The 19,714-nt window shown below is 64.3% G+C and carries 20 protein-coding genes; 9 read left to right on the top strand and 11 right to left on the bottom strand.

The features are described from left to right. Positions 1–39: 39 nt before the first annotated feature. The 4 genes from AC0IYS_RS19185 to AC0IYS_RS19170 all read right to left on the bottom strand — a co-directional run bounded on the left by AC0IYS_RS19185 (position 40) and on the right by AC0IYS_RS19170 (position 3,278). Positions 40–537, bottom strand: a complete 498-nt coding sequence (locus AC0IYS_RS19185) for a GNAT family N-acetyltransferase (RefSeq protein ID WP_471706672.1) — start codon at positions 535–537, stop codon at positions 40–42. A 15-nt stretch (positions 538–552) separates the two neighbouring features. Continuing rightward, on the bottom strand, positions 553–2,274 hold the full coding sequence (locus AC0IYS_RS19180; RefSeq protein WP_471706671.1) for an Hsp70 family protein: 1,722 nt from the start codon (positions 2,272–2,274) through the stop codon (positions 553–555). 68 nt (positions 2,275–2,342) lie between these two features. Next, complete coding sequence (locus AC0IYS_RS19175) at positions 2,343–2,615, bottom strand: hypothetical protein (protein WP_471706670.1); 273 nt, start codon at positions 2,613–2,615, stop codon at positions 2,343–2,345. 36 nt (positions 2,616–2,651) lie between these two features. Next, positions 2,652–3,278 carry a response regulator gene (locus tag AC0IYS_RS19170; RefSeq protein WP_315217501.1) on the bottom strand — a complete coding sequence of 209 codons (627 nt, stop codon included), beginning with the start codon at positions 3,276–3,278 and terminating at the stop codon, positions 2,652–2,654. A gap of 148 nt (positions 3,279–3,426) precedes the next feature. Between AC0IYS_RS19170 and AC0IYS_RS19165 the strand changes: the two genes are divergently transcribed. Next, positions 3,427–3,693: a UBP-type zinc finger domain-containing protein gene (locus tag AC0IYS_RS19165; RefSeq protein ID WP_471706669.1), complete on the top strand. Its 267-nt coding sequence runs from the start codon at positions 3,427–3,429 to the stop codon at positions 3,691–3,693. A gap of 14 nt (positions 3,694–3,707) precedes the next feature. Here the strand turns inward: AC0IYS_RS19165 and AC0IYS_RS19160 are convergent, their stop codons facing one another. Beyond that, positions 3,708–4,112: a hypothetical protein gene (locus AC0IYS_RS19160; RefSeq protein WP_471706668.1), complete on the bottom strand. Its 405-nt coding sequence runs from the start codon at positions 4,110–4,112 to the stop codon at positions 3,708–3,710. Between the two features lie 170 nt (positions 4,113–4,282). Here AC0IYS_RS19160 and AC0IYS_RS19155 point away from each other — a divergent pair, with 170 nt between their 5' ends. From AC0IYS_RS19155 to AC0IYS_RS19145, 3 genes are all read left to right on the top strand, one after another. Further along, the gene (locus AC0IYS_RS19155) at positions 4,283–5,728 is read left to right on the top strand and encodes an NAD-dependent succinate-semialdehyde dehydrogenase (RefSeq protein ID WP_471706667.1); all 1,446 of its coding nucleotides are present in this window, start codon (positions 4,283–4,285) and stop codon (positions 5,726–5,728) included. 112 nt (positions 5,729–5,840) lie between these two features. Next, positions 5,841–6,599: a hypothetical protein gene (locus AC0IYS_RS19150; RefSeq protein WP_471706666.1), complete on the top strand. Its 759-nt coding sequence runs from the start codon at positions 5,841–5,843 to the stop codon at positions 6,597–6,599. A 118-nt stretch (positions 6,600–6,717) separates the two neighbouring features. Next, on the top strand, positions 6,718–7,185 hold the full coding sequence (locus tag AC0IYS_RS19145; protein WP_471706665.1) for an FKBP-type peptidyl-prolyl cis-trans isomerase: 468 nt from the start codon (positions 6,718–6,720) through the stop codon (positions 7,183–7,185). Positions 7,186–7,219: 34 nt separating this feature from the next. On the opposite strand, the gene AC0IYS_RS19140 is transcribed toward AC0IYS_RS19145, so the two are convergent. Beyond that, complete coding sequence (locus AC0IYS_RS19140; RefSeq protein WP_471706664.1) at positions 7,220–7,816, bottom strand: TetR/AcrR family transcriptional regulator; 597 nt, start codon at positions 7,814–7,816, stop codon at positions 7,220–7,222. A 127-nt stretch (positions 7,817–7,943) separates the two neighbouring features. On the opposite strand from AC0IYS_RS19140, the gene AC0IYS_RS19135 reads away from it, so the two are divergent. The 3 genes from AC0IYS_RS19135 to AC0IYS_RS19125 all read left to right on the top strand — a co-directional run bounded on the left by AC0IYS_RS19135 (position 7,944) and on the right by AC0IYS_RS19125 (position 10,549). Next, positions 7,944–8,702: an SDR family NAD(P)-dependent oxidoreductase gene (locus AC0IYS_RS19135; protein WP_471706663.1), complete on the top strand. Its 759-nt coding sequence runs from the start codon at positions 7,944–7,946 to the stop codon at positions 8,700–8,702. Between the two features lie 39 nt (positions 8,703–8,741). Continuing rightward, positions 8,742–9,713: an SDR family NAD(P)-dependent oxidoreductase gene (locus AC0IYS_RS19130; protein WP_471706662.1), complete on the top strand. Its 972-nt coding sequence runs from the start codon at positions 8,742–8,744 to the stop codon at positions 9,711–9,713. Between the two features lie 128 nt (positions 9,714–9,841). Further along, positions 9,842–10,549, top strand: a complete 708-nt coding sequence (locus AC0IYS_RS19125; RefSeq protein ID WP_471706661.1) for a CPBP family intramembrane glutamic endopeptidase — start codon at positions 9,842–9,844, stop codon at positions 10,547–10,549. Here the strand turns inward: AC0IYS_RS19125 and AC0IYS_RS19120 are convergent. Further along, positions 10,546–11,196: a phosphohydrolase gene (locus tag AC0IYS_RS19120; RefSeq protein ID WP_471706660.1), complete on the bottom strand. Its 651-nt coding sequence runs from the start codon at positions 11,194–11,196 to the stop codon at positions 10,546–10,548. The genes AC0IYS_RS19125 and AC0IYS_RS19120 overlap by 4 nt on opposite strands. 122 nt (positions 11,197–11,318) lie before the next feature. On the opposite strand from AC0IYS_RS19120, the gene AC0IYS_RS19115 reads away from it, so the two are divergent. Beyond that, the gene (locus tag AC0IYS_RS19115; RefSeq protein WP_471706659.1) at positions 11,319–14,453 is read left to right on the top strand and encodes an NAD(P)-binding protein; all 3,135 of its coding nucleotides are present in this window, start codon (positions 11,319–11,321) and stop codon (positions 14,451–14,453) included. Here the strand turns inward: AC0IYS_RS19115 and AC0IYS_RS19110 are convergent, their stop codons facing one another. From AC0IYS_RS19110 to AC0IYS_RS19100, 3 genes are all read right to left on the bottom strand, one after another. Further along, a complete protein-coding gene (locus AC0IYS_RS19110) occupies positions 14,454–14,996 on the bottom strand; it encodes a GNAT family N-acetyltransferase (RefSeq protein WP_471706658.1) in 543 nt (180 codons plus the stop codon). Further along, on the bottom strand, positions 14,996–15,577 hold the full coding sequence (locus AC0IYS_RS19105) for a helix-turn-helix domain-containing protein (protein WP_471706657.1): 582 nt from the start codon (positions 15,575–15,577) through the stop codon (positions 14,996–14,998). The genes AC0IYS_RS19110 and AC0IYS_RS19105 overlap by 1 nt, the downstream gene beginning before the upstream one ends. Before the next feature lie 75 nt (positions 15,578–15,652). Continuing rightward, on the bottom strand, positions 15,653–15,976 hold the full coding sequence (locus AC0IYS_RS19100; protein WP_471706656.1) for a hypothetical protein: 324 nt from the start codon (positions 15,974–15,976) through the stop codon (positions 15,653–15,655). Positions 15,977–16,273: 297 nt separating this feature from the next. Here AC0IYS_RS19100 and AC0IYS_RS19095 point away from each other — a divergent pair, with 297 nt between their 5' ends. Next, entirely contained in the window at positions 16,274–16,681 is a 408-nt protein-coding gene (locus AC0IYS_RS19095; protein WP_471706655.1) for a DUF3597 domain-containing protein, read from the top strand. A gap of 17 nt (positions 16,682–16,698) precedes the next feature. Here AC0IYS_RS19095 and AC0IYS_RS19090 read toward each other — a convergent pair whose 3' ends face one another. Then, positions 16,699–19,605: a hybrid sensor histidine kinase/response regulator gene (locus AC0IYS_RS19090; protein WP_471706654.1), complete on the bottom strand. Its 2,907-nt coding sequence runs from the start codon at positions 19,603–19,605 to the stop codon at positions 16,699–16,701. Positions 19,606–19,714: the final 109 nt, after the last annotated feature.

Raw genomic sequence — 19,714 nt, 5'->3', positions numbered from 1 at the left:
GAAAAACAAGGTTTCACCGATTAAATGGCCGCACCGCCATCAGGTTCTGGATTTGGTCGTTACGGTGAAAACCGGGCCGTGCCAATGTTGGTCATTTATCGGCACGGCATTTTCCTGGCCGGGCCAGTTGGCCTTGATGATGTTCTGCCAAAAAACAAACGCCGCCGGATTTTCTTGTATGACCTTGATCTCCCAGCGGCCGGGATGGGCGCCCAGGATCGCTTGCGCGGCGTATTGGCCGACGCCATGGCGGCGGTATTTCCGCAGGATAAAGAACTCGACAATCGTCGCCGAGTTTTCAGGATTGAGAACCTCGTCGTTAACCAGGACGAATCCGGCCCACTTGTCATCGACCTTGATGATGAACGCGGAGAAGTTCGGATTGATCCAGAAGCAGTCCAGGTCGTAGTAGCCGTATTGGCCATGCTCGTCGAGGTCGGTGCCGTCGAACTCCGAAAAATCGTGCTGGTACAGCTCCATCATGTGGCGGACCACCAGGCGCTCGTTGCTATGCGCCAATCGTACTTCGATGTTCATAAAATTCCTGCTGGCTTACTGCGGATCATTGAACGGCACCGTAAAACTATCGTGCTCGATATCGTTGAGCGTCGCCTCGAACTGCGCGCGCACCGGGTCGATCACGCGCTTGTCCTGTGTTTCCAACGCCTGCTCGAAGGCGACGATCCGGCCGCCGAACCATTCGCGGCCTTGCCCGCGCAGCTGCTGGTACAGCCGCTCCGCCCGTGCCAGCAGGGTACGGTGTTCGATGCGGTCGCGCGGGTGGATTTTCAGTTCGGACAGCGTGATGAAGCGCGCGGCGATCTCCGCCTCGGACAGCATGCCGGGATTGCCCTCGATCACCAACGTATGCGTCTCCTGCGTCCTGGCGACGGTGGCCTCGACCTGCAACAAGCCGTTGACGTCGTAGGTGAACCGGATATCGATCCCGCTGTCCTCGATCGCCAGGGTGGGCAGCGGAATCTTCAGGCTGCCGAGCCGGATGTTGTCGCGCGCCATGCGCGCCTCGCCCTGGTAGACATTCAGTTCCAGATATTTCTGATTGTCACTGACCGGGTGGTAGCGCTTGACGCGGCTGACCGGCACAGGCGTGTTGCGCTCGACGATAGGGTCGAAGTGGCCCGACGAATAGCTGCGGTCGCCCAATTGCATCGATACTTCGATGCCGAGCGAGTAGGGCGAAACGTCGGTCATGACGACCTCGTCGAGCGCGGCGTCGCGCATCTTCAGGCCGGCCTGCACGGCGGCGCCCAGCGCCACGACCTCGTCCGGATTGATGTCGCAGGCCGGGAAGCGGCCGAACATGCGCGCGACCAGCCGCCGCACGACCGGCATGCGGGTGGCGCCGCCGGCCAGGATGACGTTATCCAGTTCGGTGATGCGCAGGTTGGCGTCGCGCAGGGCCCGCTCGACCGGATCGCGCAAGCGCTGCAGCAGGCCGGCGCAGACGCGCTCGAGTGCCGCCTCGTCAAGCGTCATCGCGTAGTCGGTGTCGTTGTGGGTGATCTGGATCGTGGCCGATGGCGCCTCGCTGAGCGCGCGCTTGGCGCGTTCGGTGTTGGCGATGAGGCGCTGCATGAAGTGGGCGTCGCTCTTGAGCGCGAGCGGAATCTTTTGCTGCTCGAAGAAATGGTTGATCAGGCACAGCACGAAATCCTCGCCGCCGAGCATGTTGTCGCCGGCCGAGGCGCGCACTTCCATGACGCCCTCGAACAGGTCGAGCACGGAAACGTCGAAGGTGCCGCCGCCCAGGTCGAACACCAGGAAGCGGGTTTCGGCGTCGCGCAGGTTGATGCCGTAGGCCAGCGAGGCCGCCGTCGGTTCGTTCAACAGCCGGTCGACGCGCAGGCCGGCGAGCTGGCCGGCGGCGCGGGTGGCCTTGCGCTGGGCATCGGAGAAATAGGCCGGGACGGTGATGATGGCCTCGGTGACCGGATGGCCCAAGGCGGCTTCGGCGTCTTCCTTCAGCGAGCGCAGGATGAGTGCGGACAGCTCCTCGGGGCGGAACTCGCGGTTGCCGAGGCGGATCTGCTTGTCGCTGCCCATGTAGCGCTTGAACACCGAGGCGGTGCGCGCGGGATGGGTTTGCAAGCGTTCGCGCGCGGCGCGGCCGACCAGGATGCTGCCGTCTTCGTCGATGCTGACGCACGACGGCGTCAGCGTTTCGCCCAGGCTATTGGGAATCAGGCGCGGCGCGCCGTTTTCCCACACCGCGATCAAACTATTGGTCGTACCCAGGTCTATCCCGACAATCATTTTTTCTTCCCGGAAAAATTACCATTTTATCACGGGACTTGGCGTTTTGATTGTTGGATGGCGCGGGCTTACAAGTCGGTTTCCGCCTCGGCGATGGTCTCGCGCACCTCGTCGGCAAAGCCGAACTGCACCTCGTGGCCGCCTGGGCCGTCCTGGTACATGAAATGCACCGGGCCGTCGTCGTCGGCGACGATCCAGGCATCGACCTCGGCGCGTTTGTGCGGATCGGCCAGGCTGACGACATCGATTTTCTCCCGCATGCCAGGGCGTAATTCCTTGACGACGGCCTTGGTCCGTTCCGTGCTGACCGGAATATAAGTTGCCGCGTGACGATCTATCATGGTGCCTCCTTGTTGTTGAATAGTGAGTTTAGCCGATCAGGCCAAATGGACGAGTCCGCGACGCGCGGCGACCATGGCGGCCTCGGTCCGGGTGCAGACGTTCAGTTTGGACATGATGCTCTTGACGTGGAATTTGACGGTGCCGACACCGATGCCGGCCGCGCGCGCGATGACCTTGTTGCTCATGCCGGTGGCCAGATGGCCGAGGATGTCGCGTTCGCGCGGCGTCAGCTGGTTGCCGTGGATGCGGCTGGCAAGCTTGAGCGCCAGTTCCGGCATCATGTACTTTTTACCGGACAGCACGGTGTGGATGCAGGCCATCAGGTCGTCGAGCGGGGCGCTTTTGAGCATGTAGGCGCTGGCGCCGGCGCGCATGCCGCGGTCGGCGTCCTCTTCGCGCTCGTGGCCGCTGAGGATGATGATCTTGGCGTCCGGCCGGCGCGCGCTGATGCGGCCGATGGCTTCGATGCCGTCGCAGTCCGGCATGTTCAGGTCGATCAGCAGCAGATCCGGCTGCAAGCGTTCGCACATTTCGACGGCCTGGCTGCCGCTGCTGGCCTGGCCCAACAGTTTGAAGTTGTCCTCCGATTCGATCAGCGACGCCATGCCGGCGCGGATCAGCGGATGAACGTCGGCGATGACGATGGATGCGGATGTGTTCATGTCGAGCTCCTCTGTGTTGTTGATGAGCTCATTTTGCGCAACATTGCCCGGCGCCGATAGTTATACCTTGGTATGGTGCCCGCCAAAAGACTAGGACGCGGACGCGGCGCCGCGCGGTAAGATGGACCCATCTTAAGGAGGAGCCACCATGGGCAACAGCTGTGCACACTTGAATTTGATCCACACACGCGGCGCCAACACCGCCGGTTGCGAGGAATGCCTGAAAATCGGTGACAGCTGGGTACACCTGCGGGTGTGCATGATTTGCGGCAAGACCGGTTGCTGCGACGACTCGAAAAACAAGCACGCCAGCAAACACTTCGCCGAAACGGGCCACCCCATCATGCGCTCGAAGGAACCGGGCGAGACGTGGGGCTGGTGCTATGTCGACCGCAAGATGTTCGATCCGATCTAGCGATCGCGCCGGCGTCAGGTCAGCTTGGGTACGGTGTCGCGCGTGAGCACCACGCCCTGCGGCATCTGATCGGCCGAGAAAAACAGCCAGTCGTGGTTGCCCAGGCTGATGCTGACGCCGGGCACATGGAAGTGGCCGCTGTAGTTCGCCGTGAAGAACAATTGAGGGCTGTCGTCGTATTTGGCGTCGAGCAGCGCCACGTACAGCGACGAGCCGCCGGCGTCGACGGTCAGCGCGGTGTCGCTCAGCGCCGTGATGCGGCCGTGCCCGGTTTGCATCAGGCCGCCCAGCGAGCGCATATAAAGGAAGGAAAGCAGGGCGCCGGTGCGCTGCCATTCGCGCAGGCTGGCCAGGGATTCCTCGGCGCGGCTCAGGGTGGGCAGGGCGGCTAATTTCAGTGTCGCAACATTCGAGTTCATGGTCGGAAGGTCCTTTCACGCGATGGCTCCATTTTGCGCCAAGGACCCGCCCACGGTCCACCAGAATCGGAATGACAAGCGGTGTGATACCCAGTTGTCGTATTTCTGGCAAAGTAGAGGATGGAGCGGGCGACCGCCGCACGCACTCACCACCCGATTGGAGATCATCAATGACCAACGCAAGCTATCCCGACGTCCGCCTTCTCATCGACAACGAATGGCGCGAAGCCGCCGGCGGCAAGACTATTCCGGTGCTGAATCCGGCCACGGGCCAGGCCATCGGAACCGTCGCCCACGCCAGCATCGCCGACCTCGACCACGCATTGGCGGCCGCGCAGCGCGGCTTCGACGCCTGGCGCAAGATCTCGGCCTTCGAACGCACCGCCACCTTGCGCCGCGCCGCTAGCCTGCTGCGCGAGCGCGCCGACGACATCGCCCGCCTGCTGACGCAGGAACAGGGCAAGCCGCTGGCGCAAGCGCGCGCCGAAGCGCTGGCCGGCGCCGACATCATCGACTGGTTTGCCGCCGAAGGCATGCGCGTGTACGGCCGCATCGTGCCGTCGCGCAACCCGGCCGCGCAGCAGCTGGTGTTGAAGGAGCCGGTCGGCCCGGTCGCCGCCTTCACGCCATGGAACTTCCCGATCAACCAGATCGTGCGCAAGCTGGCGGCGGCGCTCACCACCGGCTGCTCGTTCCTGTGCAAGGCGCCGGAAGAGACGCCGGCATCGCCCGCCGCGCTGATGCAATGCTTCGTCGACGCCGGCGTGCCGCCGGGAACCGTGGGCTTGGTGTTCGGCGACCCGGCCGAGATTTCCGGCTACCTGATTCCGCATCCGGTCATCCGCAAGGTCACCTTCACCGGCTCGACGCCGGTGGGCAAACAGCTGGCCGCGCTGGCCGGCGCCCACATGAAGCGGGCGACGATGGAACTGGGCGGCCACGCTCCGGTCATCGTGGCCGAGGATGCGGATGTGGCGCTGGCCGTCGCCGCCAGTGGCGGCGCCAAGTTCCGCAACGCCGGCCAGATTTGCATCGCGCCGACGCGTTTCCTGGTCCACAACAGCATCAAGGCCGAGTTCACCCGCGCGCTGGTGGCGCACGCCGAGAGCCTGACCCTGGGCGACGGCATGGCCGACGGCACCACGCTCGGCCCGCTGGCCAACGCGCGCCGCGTGACCGCGATGAGCCAGGTGGTGGAGGACGCGCGCAGCAAGGGGGCCGAGGTGGCCACCGGCGGCCAGCGCGTCGGCACCGCCGGCAACTTCTTCGCGCCGACGATTCTGGCCGACGTGCCGCTCAACGCCATGGTGTTCAACGACGAACCGTTCGGTCCGATCGCGGCGGTGCGCGGCTTCGACACGCTGGAGGAGGCGATCGCCGAATCGAACCGCCTGCCGTTCGGGCTGGCCGGTTACGCGTTCACGCGCTCGATCAAGAACGCGCACCAGCTGATGCACAACGTCGAAGTCGGCATGCTGTGGATTAACCAGCCGGCCACGCCAAGCGCCGAGCTGCCGTTTGGCGGCGTCAAGGATTCGGGCTATGGTTCGGAGGGCGGCCCGGAGGCGCTGGAGGCGTACCTGAACACCAAGGCGGTGTCGATGGTGGGCGTGTAGGTCTGTCCGGTCCCAGGCGGCGGTTTCCGGCGCCGGGGATTGGTTTCGCGGGTGCCAAATAAAAAATTCTCATGGAGAGAAACATCCAATGTCTAATGCGGATCACCGCCGAGTGGCGCAACTGACGCAGGAAGGCGCGTCGGAAGAGGCGCTGTCCGTGCTTGAACACTTGTTTAAAAATGCCGAGCTTGCCGTGGCGCCGGCTCGGTCGGATATTTTCATGACGATGTTTCAATTGCAACTGCTAGCCGAACAATACGAGCCCGCGCGCGCTTTTCTGCGAGACATACGTGCTACGCAAGCAGAACGTCTGCTTGCCGGAGATATCCACTTTGGTCTCGATGGCGACCACGCCATTGAAGAGTTTCGTCGTATCCGACGATTTTCGCTGATTGTTGAAATCAACGACATTTTGGAGGACCACGCGTCAACGTGCGACGTATTCTCGCAGCTCGATAGCGGTCATCCCGAGTTGGCGCGGCGATATGCCTGGGCAGCACTTCCAGCCTTGGTGGCGGAAGGGCACTTCGAACTGGCCGATCGATATCGCGATGATCCGCTGAAGTTGCTGGATGCGGTGAACGAAACAGCGCTTTCGCTCCCGTTGTATCCACCGCCACGTCAAGCGCCGAGGCTGGCGGCCGAGTTGAGCAATCTCGTTCGTGATGTGCGCATCGGCATCGCGGTTTTATGGGGCACGGGACATCGCGGCAAGGCCGACCTGCTGGGCCCGGCGCTGGTGGCAGGGCTCGATTCGGATGAGCTGAAGGCGCTGGCGCGGCGCGAGCTCGATGCGCCGGGAACGATCACACGCGAGATCGGCGATCGACAAACGGCGCAGGAGGCGGTTGAAGCCCAGCCGCCAGGCTAAGCCGGCGTTGCGGCGGTGGCAGCCATCGGTTGCCGCACGCGCGGGCTCAGGTGTTGGCATCCGCCCGCGCGCAATGTATGCTGCGCCATCCGCACCCCAACCAACAAGAAAGAATCACATGAACAAGCTGTTTTCCACCTGCGCCATCGGCCTGACGCTCACCTTGGCGCTGGTCGCCTGTGACAAGAGCAAGCCGCCGCAGCCCGCCACCACCGAGGCCGCGCCCAACGCCGCCAACGTCGCGCCCGTTGTCTTGCAAAAGATCGATACCGTGACCGGCACCGGCAAGGATGCCGTGGCCGGCGCCACCGCCGTGGTTCACTACACCGGCTGGCTGTACGAGCCGAACTCCCCGCAGCAGCATGGCGCCCAGTTCGACTCGTCGAGCGGCCGCTCGCCGTTCAGCTTCCAGCTTGGCGGCGGCCAGGTCATCAAGGGTTGGGACGAGGGCGTGCAGGGCATGAAGGTCGGCGGCAAGCGCACGCTAATCATCCCGGCCGCAATGGGTTACGGCGATAGCGGCGCCGGTCCGATTCCGCCCAACGCCAATCTGATCTTCGACGTCGAACTGCTCGACGTGCAGTAAATCCGCACGCCTGGCGCGGTCCACATCTGACAACTCAGGCAGATGTGCCGCCGCCGGGCACGGCCGACAAGGCTTGTTCGGCCACCGCTTCCAGCATCTCCCGGCTGAAGCCGGCTTTCGCCTGTATCGCCATGCCGTGCATCACCGCCATCAGGAAGGCCGCCAGCGTCTCCGGATTGGAGGTCGGCGGCAGGTCGCCCTCGGCCTTCGCCCGCACAAAACGTTCCCGCAACCGCAGCTCGCCAGCCGCACGGAAGTCGATCAACGCCTGCCGCACGGACTCCGATTCGTCCGATCCCGCCACCGAGCCGTTGATGCCCAGGCATCCGGCCTGCTCGGGAGAACGCGTGTTGAGTTCGACTGAGCTGAACAGTATGTGCCGCGCCACCTCGCGCGCGGTCGACATCCCCAGCGCTTCCGGGATGTGGTTCATGAACCGCTCCTCATAGCGGTCCAGCACGCGCCGAAACAGCGCTTCCTTATTGCCGAACGCCGAATACAGGGCGGGGCGCTCCACGCCCGCAGCCTCGGTCAGGTCGGCATAAGACGTGCCCTCGTAGCCCTTGCGCCAGAAAACGCACAATGTCGCATCAAGCACCTTGTCCACATCGTATTCGCGATGGCGTCCCATCAGATCACCTCAGATTTAAAATAACAGCCGTTACGAAATTGCTTGACACCCGGTTTGAAAATTATATACTAATCGTTATCGTAACGGTCGTTATAGATAATCTTCGATAACCAATAGGGATTTTTTTATGCTGAAAACATTGACGGGCAAGGTAGCTCTGGTGACAGGCGGATCGCGCGGACTGGGCGCCGCCACGGCGGAAGCGCTGGCGGATCAGGGCGCGGATGTCGCCATCAGCTACGTGGCGTCGGCCGGCAAGGCGGAGGCCGTGGTCGAGAAGCTGAAGGCGAAGGGCGTGCGTGCCATCGCGATCCAGAGCGACCAGGCCGACACGGCAGCCGCCAAGCCGCTGGTCGACAAGGTGTTGGCGCAGTTCGGCAAGCTCGACATCCTCGTCAACAACGCGGCGATCGCGGTGCAGGGCAAGACGGTCGACGATCCAGCGCTCGACACGGTCAACCTCGACCGCCAGTGGCAGGTCAACGTCATGGGCGCGGTGGCGACCACGCGCGCGGCCGCTCCGGTGCTGTCGAACGGCGGGCGCATCATCTTTATCGGCTCGTTGCTGGGCACGCGCGTGCCGTTCGCCGGCGTCGCCGATTACTCGGGTACCAAGGCGGCGATCGCCGGCTACGCGCGGGGCGTGGCGCGCGATCTGGGCGGGCGCGATATCACCGTCAACGTGATTCAGCCGGGCGTGATGCCGACCGACATGTCGGCCCAAGCGCTGGGCGAGGAGGTGCCGGAGTCGCTGATGAACCTGCACCCGATCCGCCGCATCGCCACCTTGGAGGAAGTCTCGGCGCTGGTGTGCTTCCTGGCGGGGCCGAACGGCGGCTACATGACCGGCGGCGTGCACGACGTGGCCGGTGGCCTCGGCGTCTGAGCGGCGCAAACTTTTACCCACAATAAATAAGGAAATGACATGAACGAAGCGTTTGGAGCGAAATCAACGGCCGACGAGGTGCTTGCCGGCGTAGATCTGAAAGGGAAGCGATTCCTGATTACCGGCGTATCGTCGGGCATCGGACTGGAAACGGCGCGGGCGCTGCTCGCGCGCGGCGCCGGCGTCGTCGGCGCCGTCAGGGACATGGACAAGGCCGGGACCGCGACGGCGCCGCTGCGCGAAGCGGCTTCCCGGGCGGGCGGCAGTGTGGAACTGATCGCGCTCGATTTGGCATCGCTGCAAAGCGTGCGCGCAGCTGCTGACCAATTGCTGGCGGACGGCCGGCGATTCGACGCGATCATCGCCAACGCGGGCGTGATGGCGACGCCATTCGGCCACACGGTGGACGGCTTCGAAACCCAGTTCGGCACCAATTATCTGGGCCACTTCGCTCTGATCGAGCGGATTGAGCCGCTGCTGTTGGATAACGGACGGCTGGTGGTGCTGTCGTCGCAGGCGCACCGGGTGGCGGACGTCGATCTGGACGATCCGAATTTCGAACAACAGGCGTACGAGCCTTTCGTCGCCTACGGCCGGTCGAAGACCGCGACCGCGCTGCTGCCGGTGGAATTCGACCGGCGGCACCGCGCGCGCGGCGTGCGTGCCGCATCGGTAATGCCCGGTAACAGCCTGACCGATCTGCCACGCAACTTCTCTCAGGAGCAGTTGCAGGGGCTGTTCGCGACCGTCGGCAAGGCGCGCGCGGACGCCGGCTTGCCGCCGGCCGAACTCAAGGACATTTCCCAGGCGGCCGCGACGTCCGTCTGGGCGGCAGTGGTGGCCGACAAGGACGCGATCGGCGGACGCTACCTGGAGGACTGCGCGGTAGCGCCGGTCAACGATACGCCGAACCCGTTTGCCGACGGCGTCCGCTCGTATGCCCTTGACGCCAGCAAAGCCGGGCTGCTGTGGACAAAGAGCGCGGCATTGATCGGCAAGGCGACGCGCTGAGCGACCAAATCCGCGCCGGGAATGTCGTGACAGTCCGTGACTATTTGTGCGAGCCCCATGGGCTACACTGCTATCTTTGTCATCGAATGGATTGATATGATTTCCTTGCGCGGATCGGCCGCACCGGCATGACGCTCCCGATTCCGGACTTGCTCTTCACCTTGTATCTGCTGGTGTATTTTCCGCTTAGCAGCCTCTGGCGCAGTCGTCATCCCCGGCCGCCCAAGCCGGACTTGCCGGCGCTGCGCAGCTACTGGCGGCAAGGACGTTACGTGCTCTCGCTTCTCTGCGTGTTCATGGTGGTCAAGTGGCTCGGCGGTCATAGCTTTGTCCAGCTCGGACTTGGTTTTCCTTCTACTCCAGGGGCGCTGTGGGGGCTGGCGGCCGCCGCTTTTCTGCTGGTTGCGATGCATCTACTTGGCAATCGTATGGACCGGAAGTTGACGCCTGAACAGCGCATCAAGCAGGAAGACAAACTGCGGGACTTGCCGTTTCCGATGCCGCGCACGCAAACCGAAACCCTGGCCTACCTGGTCACAATGATCGGCATGACGGCCACATGGGAGTTACTTTTTCGAGGCTATTTGCTGCTGGTACTGACGCCTGCGACCGGTTTGCCGCTGGCGGTTGCGCTGGCGGCGATCTCTTATGGCGCCGGGCACGGCTATCAGAATCCCAAGCAGTTTTTCGGCTCTATCGTGGCTGCCTTCGCTTTCACCATCGGCTACGCGATGACGGGCAATCTCTGGTGGCTGATCGTGCTGCACGCGGCCGCGCCGGTCGCGATGATGTTTGCCGCGCGGAAGATAACCCCACGGCCCTCGACGGACGCTTAGGCGCTGAGCGCCTTGAGGCGGTCCAGTTCCGCTAAAAACCGCTCGGCGGCCAACGGCGGCGCCCACGGCTCCCACGCGGTGCCGCCGTAGATCGCATGCAGCGGGTCGTCGGTAAGCGGCGGCACGGTGATCTTCAGCGTGTGCAGCACTTCCTTGGCCGACCAGCCGACCACATGCACCGCCTCGCTGGCGGCGGCAAGCCGGTCCGCCAGCTTGTGGGCGGCGTGCTCCTTGTCCGTCCAGTGCGGCAAGCCGTAGCGCAGGAAGACGGCGTTTTCCAGCCGCACCGTCAGCGCGCGGAAGCCCTCCCCGAGAAACGGCTTGAGCGGCGAGACGCAGTCGAAGCCCAGCAGGCCTTCCTCGGCATCGTGCAACAACTCGCGCATCGCCGCCAGCGGCGCCAGCTCGACGCCGACCGCCTTGCAGGCGGCAGCGCGCAGATGCATGACGGTGAGCGAGTGCTGCGCCACCGATAGCGGACGCGGCCAGGCCGAGTGGCCGCCCCAGCGATAGGTGCGCGCCAGCCCCAGCGCCAGGTCCGAGTCGTCCCAGTCGAACGGCGTCGGGTCGAGCAGATCCAGCCGTCGCTCCGACGGCATGCGCACCCAGGCGCGGTGAGGCTGATTACGGTGATCGTCGCGGCCCATCGATTTCCCTTTTTTGTGGCGTAGACGCCATCCTACACCCTGAAAGATGAATTATCTTTAGGCAACATGATCGCGTTTGTCATACACTAAAAAACTGTTCATCTTTTGATATCGGTCAGGCTATGGCGACACGTCCTTCATATATCTATCAGGGTGGTTCGGTGCTGATGCATTCACCGCTGCAACTGAAAAACGCCGAGATGTACGGCTACTTTGTGCGGGGCGATCTGGCCAAGCTGCAGGCCACGCTCGACGGCACGCTCAACCAGGTGGCCGGCCGGCGCATGCGCTTCAAGGCCATCTCGCCGTATGTGCTGCTGACGTTCACGCGCGTCAACCACGCCGATTCGGCGGTGGCGGTCGACCAGAACAAGGGCTGGATCAGCGAGATCGATATCGTCACCTGGATCATGGTGGGGGCGATGGACGAGGAGGGCGAACTGGCCCACATCTATTACTACCCGGCGCATATCTTCGTCGACGACGCCATGGCGCTGATCAACGGCCGTGAGCTGTTCGGCTATCCTAAATACCTGTGCGAGTACGAAATTCCCGCCGCCGGCGCCGAGCCGTTGCGCTGCGCCGTCTCGGCCAAAGGCTTCCATCCGTTCTCGCCGGAGACCAAAATCGCCATGCACCCGCTGCTGGAGGTGAACGCGACGCAGAAGACCGGCATCGATACCCCGATCCATAGCCTGTTCGACCTGATCGAGGAGGCCATCAAGCTGTTTTTCTCGATCCCCGATTTCTTCAACCTCGATGCCGCCGGCTGGGACGATATCATCTCGCTGCTGCGCAATCCGCGCATCGATCAAATCTTCCTCAAACAGTTCCCGGACAGCGCGGGGCTGAAGGCGGTGTACCAGGCGATCCTGGCGGCGCCGGCCACCATCGAGAAGATCCATGGCGGCGGCCTGCTTGGCTATGAATACGAATGCGTGCTGCACGCCTTCGACAGCTTCCCGCTGCACGAGACGCTCGGCCTGCAATTGGGACCGCAACAGGCGATCCTGCCGTACAAGCTGAATTTCGATTTCACCGCGCAGCCGGGCGAGGAGTTGATCGACAATTCCAGCGTGGCGCCGAAGAAGATCGCCATCCTTGGCGGCGGCGTCGGCTCCATGACGGCGGCCTTTTACCTGAGCGACCAGCCGGGATGGCAAAACAACTATGACATCACCGTCTATCAGCAAGGCTGGCGGCTGGGCGGCAAGGGCGCCAGCGGCCGCAATGCCCGATACGGCCAGCGCATCGAGGAGCATGGCCTGCATATCTGGTTCGGCTTCTACACCAACGCCTTCAAGATGATCAAGGACGCCTACACCAGCCTCGATCGGCCACCGGGCGCGCCGCTGGCGACGTGGCGCGACGCCTTCAAGCAGCACGATTACGTGGCTTTTTCGGAGCAGGTCGGCGACCGTTGGCACAACTGGTCGATCGTGTTTCCATCGCTGCCCGGGGAGCCGGGCGAGGGCGACCAGGAGATCTCCATGTGGCAGCTGGCGGTGGCGATGATGGGCTGGATCGAACAATGGATCAACTGTATCGACGAGCTGACCGCGACGCTGGACGTGGACGAGCCGCCGCACCACGGCGGCATGCTGCCGGACTGGCTGCACCGCCTGGCGGAGGGCGTGGCCAACACGGTCAACGAGCTGGCCGACGACCTGACCCTGTCCGCGAGCGCGCTGACCGGGATGGTCACGAACATGTCGGCCGATACCGGCGTGCACACGGAGGTGGAGCATCATGCGCTGGCGGGCGTGCTGGTTGGCGTGCGTGGCAGGCTGCGTACGCGTTATCGCGGCCTGGCCGACCGCGCCCATGCCGATGGCGACATCTTCGACGACATCCGCCGGCTGTTCATCTGCCTCGATCTGGGCATCACGGTGATGAAGGGCGTGTTCGACGACGGGGTGCTCAAACACGGCTTCGATGCCATCAACGATATCGATTTCCGCGACTGGCTGCGCAAGCATGGCGGCGACGAGGACCTGTGCGTGAACTCGGCGCCGGTGCGCGGCTTCTACGATCTGGTGTTCGCATACGAAGGCGGCGATTTCACCAAGCCGAACGCCGAGGCGGGAACCTTGCTGCGCTCGATGGCGCGCATCGGCCTTTGCTACAAGGGCGGCATCATGTTCAAGATGCAGGCGGGGATGGGCGATACCGTCTTCACGCCGCTGTACGAGGCGCTGCTCAAGCGCGGCGTCAAGTTCAAGTTTTTCCACAAGGTCGAGGAGCTGGTGCCGGAGGGACGCGAGATCGGCGCGATCCGCATGACGCGCCAGGTCGATCTGGCGGGTGACGACTACCACCCGCTGGTCGACGTCAAGGACCTGGCATGCTGGCCGAGCGAGCCGAATTACGACCAGATCGACCCGGAACAGGCGGCGCTGCTGCGGGAGAACGAGATCAATCTGGAGTCGTATTGGAGCGATTGGTCGCGCGTGTACCAGGAGCGCTTCGACAAGCCGCTGCCGGCGCTGACGCTCAAGCGCGGCGTCGATTTCGACCAGGTGGTGTTCGGCATTTCGGTCGGCTCGTTGCCGGCCCTGTGCCCGCAGCTGCTGGCGAAAAGTCCGGCGCTGCTGGCCACCTCCGAGCATGTGAAGACTGTGGCAACGCAAGCCTACCAGGTTTGGCTGGACAAGGACCTGGCGCAGATGGGCTGGAGCATCCAGCCCAACGGCCAGCAACCGGTGTTGAGCGGCTTCACCGAACCATACGACACATGGGCGCCGATGGACCAGCTGCTGGTACGCGAGGACTGGCCGGCCGGCCAGGAGCCGCGCAACACGTCCTACTTCTGCAGCGCGCTGACGGTCGACAGCTATCCGCCGGCCACCGATACCGACTTCCCCAAACGGATGGCGGAAACAGCGAAGGAGGGCGCGGTCCACCAGCTTAGCCAGCAGATCGCATCATTGTGGTCGGCGGCCGGACCCGCAGGGGCGTTTCCGTGGCAGTGGCTGACCGACGCCAGCGAGGGCACTGGAGCGCAGCGCTTCGACGCGCAGTACTGGCGAGCGAATGTCGATCCGTCCGAGCGCTACGTGATGTCGGTGGTGGGTAGCACCAGATACCGTTTGCAGACCGACCAATCGGGCTTCGACAACCTGTTCCTGACCGGCGACTGGATCAAGACCGGCTTGAACGCCGGCTGCGTGGAGGCGGCGGTGATGGCCGGCATGCAGACGTCGCGCGCGATGAGCGGCCATCCCCGGATGATCGATGGTGAGACCGACTTTATTTAGTCAGGCCAGATGCTTATAGAAAAACGTGGTGCCGCAATAGGCGCCATCCGGCATCAATGCGTATTTCGGCACCACGCCGGCGCTGTGCCAGCCGGCGCGCTGGTACAGCCGTTCGGCGTCGCCGCCGGTGACGGTGTCGAGCACCAGCACGCTTTTGCCGACATCGCGCGCGGCGTCGTCAACGGCCGCCATCAATAATCCGGCGACGCCGCGCCGCCGCGCGTCGCGGTGCACGAGCATCTTGGCGACGTCCGCGCGGTGCGGTTGATTGTCCGGCTGCGCGGTGATCAACTGCACCGTGCCGACCACGCGGCCGCCGCCGTCCTCCGCCACCAGCAGCACGCGCTCCGAACTAGTCACCTCTGCCAGCACTCCGTGCCAAAACCCTAACGCCTTTTCGCGGGGTAGCGGCAGCATGAAGCTGACCGAGGCGCCGCCTTCCACGCAATCGATCAGCACATCGGCCAGCGCCTGCGCCAAGGCTTCGCCGCGCTCCCGCGCTTCATCGGCGTCGATGCGGCGCACGGTGATTGAATCGGACATCAGTTTCTCCTTGTCGCGGGTTGGGAGGTCAGCGCGACCAGATAGCGCGCGCGTTCATCGGTGGGATTGAAGTAGACGATGTGGCGTTCGAGCCGGATGGCGAGCGTGTCGCCCGCTTGCAGCCGCCATTGCTGGTCGCCGACGCCGATCTCCATCGTGCCTTCGATGATCCAGATTTGCTGGTGGATGTCGGCGCCGTGCGGCGCGCTGTCGTAGGCGACGCGCTGGCCCGGCGGAAAGATCACGTCGACCAGTTGTATCGGGGAGGGGGCGGCGGGCGAGAGGCTGCGCCGGGTGTAGCCGGAGGCGGGGTCGGTCCATACCGGCTGATCGGCCGCGCGTCCCACCGGCGACGGTTGTTCGGTTGGCGCCGCCTTGTCCTCGAACAGGCTGGCGAGCGCGACGCCCAGCGCACTGGCCAATTTATCCAGGACGGCGGCGGTGGGGCTGCTTTCGCCGCGTTCGATCAATGAGATGGTGGAGCGGCTGACGTTGCTGCGTGCCGCCAACGCATCCAGCGACAAGCTTTGCGCATCGCGCAATTCCCGCACGCGGCGGGCAATCAATAAGTTGATATCCATGGATTTCCATTTTACAGGAAATCCATGTCCAGTAAACTGGAATCGATATCTTTGCTGCCGGTTAGCGTCTAGCCGTTAGCGGCCACGGTTGGTGTCGGTGCTGTTGTCGCCCCGGGCGCCGGCGGCGCGGTCGCGGTGCGTGGTCTCGGCCGAGGCGGCCGCTGCATCCTGTTTGCTGTCCTGGTAACTGCGGCTCAGGTTGCCTTGGCGCATGCCTTGGTCGGAACGTGCCGGCGCACGGCCATGCTGCTCGTTCACATGCGGAGTGTCGTTCGCCACATGGCCGACGGCATGGTTGCCACTCTCCGACATGCCGTCCCGCTCGGGATCGTAGCCGTCGTGGGGCATGTTGGCGCCGGGTTTGAAACCTTTTTCGCTCGGTTTGTTAGGTTGGCTCATGGTGCTTCTCCTTGGAAAGGGGAGGAACCATTGTCCTTCCCCGAGTTCACATCCTAAGCCGGCCCAACGGTTCAGTGAGTAGGCGCACATCCCGCGGCCATGTAGGAGTGCACGGAGGGAAACTTTCGACATGACACCGGGTGTGATGGGCGCGGCAAGCAGACGGCGGGGGAACGTTATCTCGGCTACTATGAACCAGACCCCCCGCCTGGCGTGGCCGAGGTGGAACGTACGGGGAGCACGGAACGGATGGCCGCGCAAGCGGTCTATATTTTATCAACGTTGAAAGGATCTACCATGGGCATACTCAGCAACATTTTCCACAAGATTTTCCCGGGCTCGAAGCCTGAAGCGGCCCAACCCGCCGCCGCGCCGGCGCCTGCCGCAGCGGCACCTGCTGCCGCGCCGGCCGCCGCACCACAGCCCGCCGCCACGCCGGTGACGCCGCTGGTCGATGTCGAAGCGATCCTGACCACGATGCAGCAGCAGAACTCGCAGCCGTTGAATTGGCGCACGTCCATCGTCGACCTGCTCAAGCTGCTCAACCTGGACAGCAGCCTGGCCTCGCGCAAGGAGCTGGCCGACGAGCTGCATTACACCGGCGACAAAAACGATTCGGCGTCGATGAATATCTGGTTGCACAAGCAGGTGATGATCAAGCTGTCGGAAAACGGCGGCAAGGTGCCGGCCGAGTTGAAGGATTAATGCCTGCTGCCTAACGCCTACGCGCTGCTGACGTCCGGCGCCCTGGCGTGGTCGACGGCGGTGCGCAGATCGCTGCATGCCTTGTGCAGCGCCGCCTCGACGTCCGGCAGCAGGTCGGCTACCTCGACCAGCTGGCCGGCGCTGGCCGCCGATTCCATTTCGCTGCACAGCGTGTGCAGGTGCGTCGAACTGAGATAGCCGGCGCTGCCCTTGAGGGCGTGGATGGCCGCCGCCGCCGCGCCGGTGTTGCCGGCGATGACGGCCGCGCGCGCCGTTTCCATGCGCCGTGGCGCTTCTTCCAGGAAGGCTTGCGTGATGCGCTGCCTGTGTTTGTGCGACATGCCAGCCAGCGGCATGATCTGCACCGCCGCCGGGTCCTCCGGCTGCCCGGCGTCCGTGTCCGGACCCACGCCGAATTGCTGGTCCAGCGCCTCGGTGCGTGCCGCCGTCAGGCGCGCCGAGTCGGTCGCGCGCAGCGGCCGGCCCAGGCTCAGGTGCAGGGCGATGATTTTCTCGATCTGATCGTACAGCAGGCGCTCGTCGACCGGCTTGCTCAGGAAGCCGTCCATGCCGACCGCCAGGTAGCGCGCGCGGTCGTGGTCGCTGGCGTTGGCCGTCAGCGCGATGATCGGGATGCCCGGGTCGAGCACGCGGTAGTCCTCGCTGCCGCCGCTGCGGATCAGGCGCGCGGCCTGTTCGCCGTCCATCATCGGCATGCGGCCGTCCATCAGCACCAGGTCGTAGGCGGCGGTGCTGAGCGCGTGCAGCGCCTGCAGGCCGTTTTCGACGATGCGGATGTCGTGGCCCATGTTCTCCAGCAAGGTGCTGACGATAATCTGGTTGGTGCGCACGTCCTCGGCGCACAGCACGCGCAGGCGGTAGGCGTGGTGTTCCTTGCGCGGCAGGCTGGACGGATCGATCGCCGGTTCCCTGCCCAGCGTTAGCGGCAACGTCACGCTGAAGGTGGAACCGACGCCGACCCGGCTTTCGGCCGCGATCGAGCCGCCCATCAGCTCCACCAGTTCCTTGCAGATGGCCAGTCCCAGGCCGGTGCCGCCGTAGCGGCGGGTGGTCGAGTGGTCGGCCTGCTCGAACTTCTGGAACAGGCGCGGCAGGGTGTCGGCCGGAATGCCGGGGCCGGTGTCGGTGACATTGAAGCAGACGGTGGCGTGGCCTTCGGCGGTCAGCATGGCCGAGGCGTCGAGCCGCACCTCGCCCCGGTCGGTGAACTTGATGGCGTTGCCCAGCAAATTGAGCAGGATCTGGCGCAGCCGGGTCGGGTCGCCGCTGACGTAGCGCGGCAGGTCCAGCGCCAGATCGCTGCGCAGCAGCAGGCTCTTGGCGTCGGCCTGGCCTTGCAGGATGCCGATGGCGTCGTCGATCAGCGCGATCAGGTCGAAGTCGACTGTCTCGATCGACAGGCGGCCGGCGTCGATCTTGGAAAAATCGAGGATGTCGTTGAGGATGGCCAGCAGCGATTCGCTGTTTTGCAGGCCGATGCGCAAGTATTCCTCGGTCCGCCCGCGCACCGACTGGTCGCGCATGGCGAACTTGATCATGCCGATGACGCCGGCCAGCGGCGTGCGGATGTCGTGGCTCATCGCCGATAGAAAATCGATGCGGTGGCGGCTGACCACCTCGGCGTGCTCCTTGGCCTCGGTCAGCTGCGCAGTGCGCTCCTGCACGCGCTGCTCCAGCGTGTTGCGCAGCAGCCGGATCTGGTCGGCCAGTGCGAAGGCCAGCAGCACGCCGTCAAGCGTGCCGCCCAGCAGGGTGAACAGCTGGGCGTTGGTCACCATCGCCGGGATCAGGCCGACGTTGGCCGGCAGGATCAGCAGGCCGGGCACCATCAGCGCGACGAAGCCGAGCACGAAGAAGCGCGCCGGCTGGTAGCCGCGCCGCCATACCACGATGCCGCTGGTGAGCGCCATCGTCATCCAGATCGTGATGACGATGGTGGCGATGGTGTGGGCGTAGCTGAGCGCCAGGAAGCAGCTGGGCAAGGTGAGCAGCGGCAGCACGATGTTGACGCGGCTGAGTTTATACAGGCGCGGCGCGTGGTCCTTCAGGCGCAGGAAGGTGGTGTAGAACAGCGTGCTGAGCACTGGCAGCAGGAAGAACGGCACGTAATGCCAGTGCAGGTTGTGCCAGTTGAACAAATCGGCCGACAGGTGGAACGTCATGCCCCAGGCGATGGCGTAGCACAGCACGTAGAGCGAGTAGTACAGCGAGGAGCGGTCGCGCGTGATCGAGTAGATGAAGAAGTTGAACACGGTCAGCGCCAGCAGGGCGCCGATGGAGCCGATGATCAGCACGTTTTCGCGCGCGACCAGTTGCTGGTAGGTGGTGCGCGGCATCACCGAGAACACCGGCGTGCGCGCGTAGTACGGGCTGGAGAAGCGGATCAGCACATGGTAGCGCTGGCCCGGCTGCAGGTCGATGTCCTTGCCGTAGTGCAGCAGGTAGGAATGCGGCTGGCGGTAGCCGGTCAGCATCTGGCGCACACTGCCGTCCTCGCCGTAGAGTTGGATGTCGACCATGTCGATCAGCGTGTCGTTGGGATCGATGACCCAGGCCGACTGGCGGCTGTCGTTGCGCAGCTCGGCCACCAGCCAGTAGCCGCCGCCGAGCAGGTCGACTTTGTCGGCCGGCTTGAGGCCGGCCACCAGCGCCGGCAGTCCGGCCGCCGTGGCCGGGTAGGGCTGGCCTTCATCCAGGTAAAGCCTACCAACTTTGGCAAGGTCGATGCCGCTGTCTTCGTCGGCCACGCTCAAACCGATGGGGGCGGGCGCTTCGGCGGCCACGGCAACGGCCTGGGTCGCGTGCCACAGGCAAAATAAGCTCAGCAGCAAGAGCAACGCGTAGCGCCCGGCGTGGCGGGCCGGCACAGTGAGCGCGTGGGACGTCTTGCTTGCTTTACTCATCGGTGTTCCGTAGGGCCGCCGGTCTGGGGGTAGTTTTTTGATCATTTTAAACGAGAACATGTCTGCCTTAGACAAAATTTGACCGTCGCCGGAGGCAACTTTGTTGGCA

Source organism: Duganella sp. AC237, from assembly GCF_979254035.1.
This window is presented reverse-complemented; position numbering and strand designations above follow the sequence as displayed.

Coding starts and splice junctions, on each gene's coding strand:
- AC0IYS_RS19105 (WP_471706657.1), bottom strand. CDS start 15,577: ATGGATATCAACTTATTGATTGCCCGCCGCGTGCGGGAATTGCGCGAT.
- AC0IYS_RS19185 (WP_471706672.1), bottom strand. CDS start 537: ATGAACATCGAAGTACGATTGGCGCATAGCAACGAGCGCCTGGTGGTC.
- AC0IYS_RS19155 (WP_471706667.1), top strand. CDS start 4,283: ATGACCAACGCAAGCTATCCCGACGTCCGCCTTCTCATCGACAACGAA.
- AC0IYS_RS19110 (WP_471706658.1), bottom strand. CDS start 14,996: ATGTCCGATTCAATCACCGTGCGCCGCATCGACGCCGATGAAGCGCGG.
- AC0IYS_RS19160 (WP_471706668.1), bottom strand. CDS start 4,112: ATGAACTCGAATGTTGCGACACTGAAATTAGCCGCCCTGCCCACCCTG.
- AC0IYS_RS19120 (WP_471706660.1), bottom strand. CDS start 11,196: ATGGGCCGCGACGATCACCGTAATCAGCCTCACCGCGCCTGGGTGCGC.
- AC0IYS_RS19175 (WP_471706670.1), bottom strand. CDS start 2,615: ATGATAGATCGTCACGCGGCAACTTATATTCCGGTCAGCACGGAACGG.
- AC0IYS_RS19140 (WP_471706664.1), bottom strand. CDS start 7,816: ATGGGACGCCATCGCGAATACGATGTGGACAAGGTGCTTGATGCGACA.
- AC0IYS_RS19090 (WP_471706654.1), bottom strand. CDS start 19,605: ATGAGTAAAGCAAGCAAGACGTCCCACGCGCTCACTGTGCCGGCCCGC.
- AC0IYS_RS19095 (WP_471706655.1), top strand. CDS start 16,274: ATGGGCATACTCAGCAACATTTTCCACAAGATTTTCCCGGGCTCGAAG.
- AC0IYS_RS19115 (WP_471706659.1), top strand. CDS start 11,319: ATGGCGACACGTCCTTCATATATCTATCAGGGTGGTTCGGTGCTGATG.
- AC0IYS_RS19130 (WP_471706662.1), top strand. CDS start 8,742: ATGAACGAAGCGTTTGGAGCGAAATCAACGGCCGACGAGGTGCTTGCC.
- AC0IYS_RS19170 (WP_315217501.1), bottom strand. CDS start 3,278: ATGAACACATCCGCATCCATCGTCATCGCCGACGTTCATCCGCTGATC.
- AC0IYS_RS19145 (WP_471706665.1), top strand. CDS start 6,718: ATGAACAAGCTGTTTTCCACCTGCGCCATCGGCCTGACGCTCACCTTG.
- AC0IYS_RS19100 (WP_471706656.1), bottom strand. CDS start 15,976: ATGAGCCAACCTAACAAACCGAGCGAAAAAGGTTTCAAACCCGGCGCC.
- AC0IYS_RS19135 (WP_471706663.1), top strand. CDS start 7,944: ATGCTGAAAACATTGACGGGCAAGGTAGCTCTGGTGACAGGCGGATCG.
- AC0IYS_RS19180 (WP_471706671.1), bottom strand. CDS start 2,274: ATGATTGTCGGGATAGACCTGGGTACGACCAATAGTTTGATCGCGGTG.
- AC0IYS_RS19125 (WP_471706661.1), top strand. CDS start 9,842: ATGACGCTCCCGATTCCGGACTTGCTCTTCACCTTGTATCTGCTGGTG.
- AC0IYS_RS19165 (WP_471706669.1), top strand. CDS start 3,427: ATGGGCAACAGCTGTGCACACTTGAATTTGATCCACACACGCGGCGCC.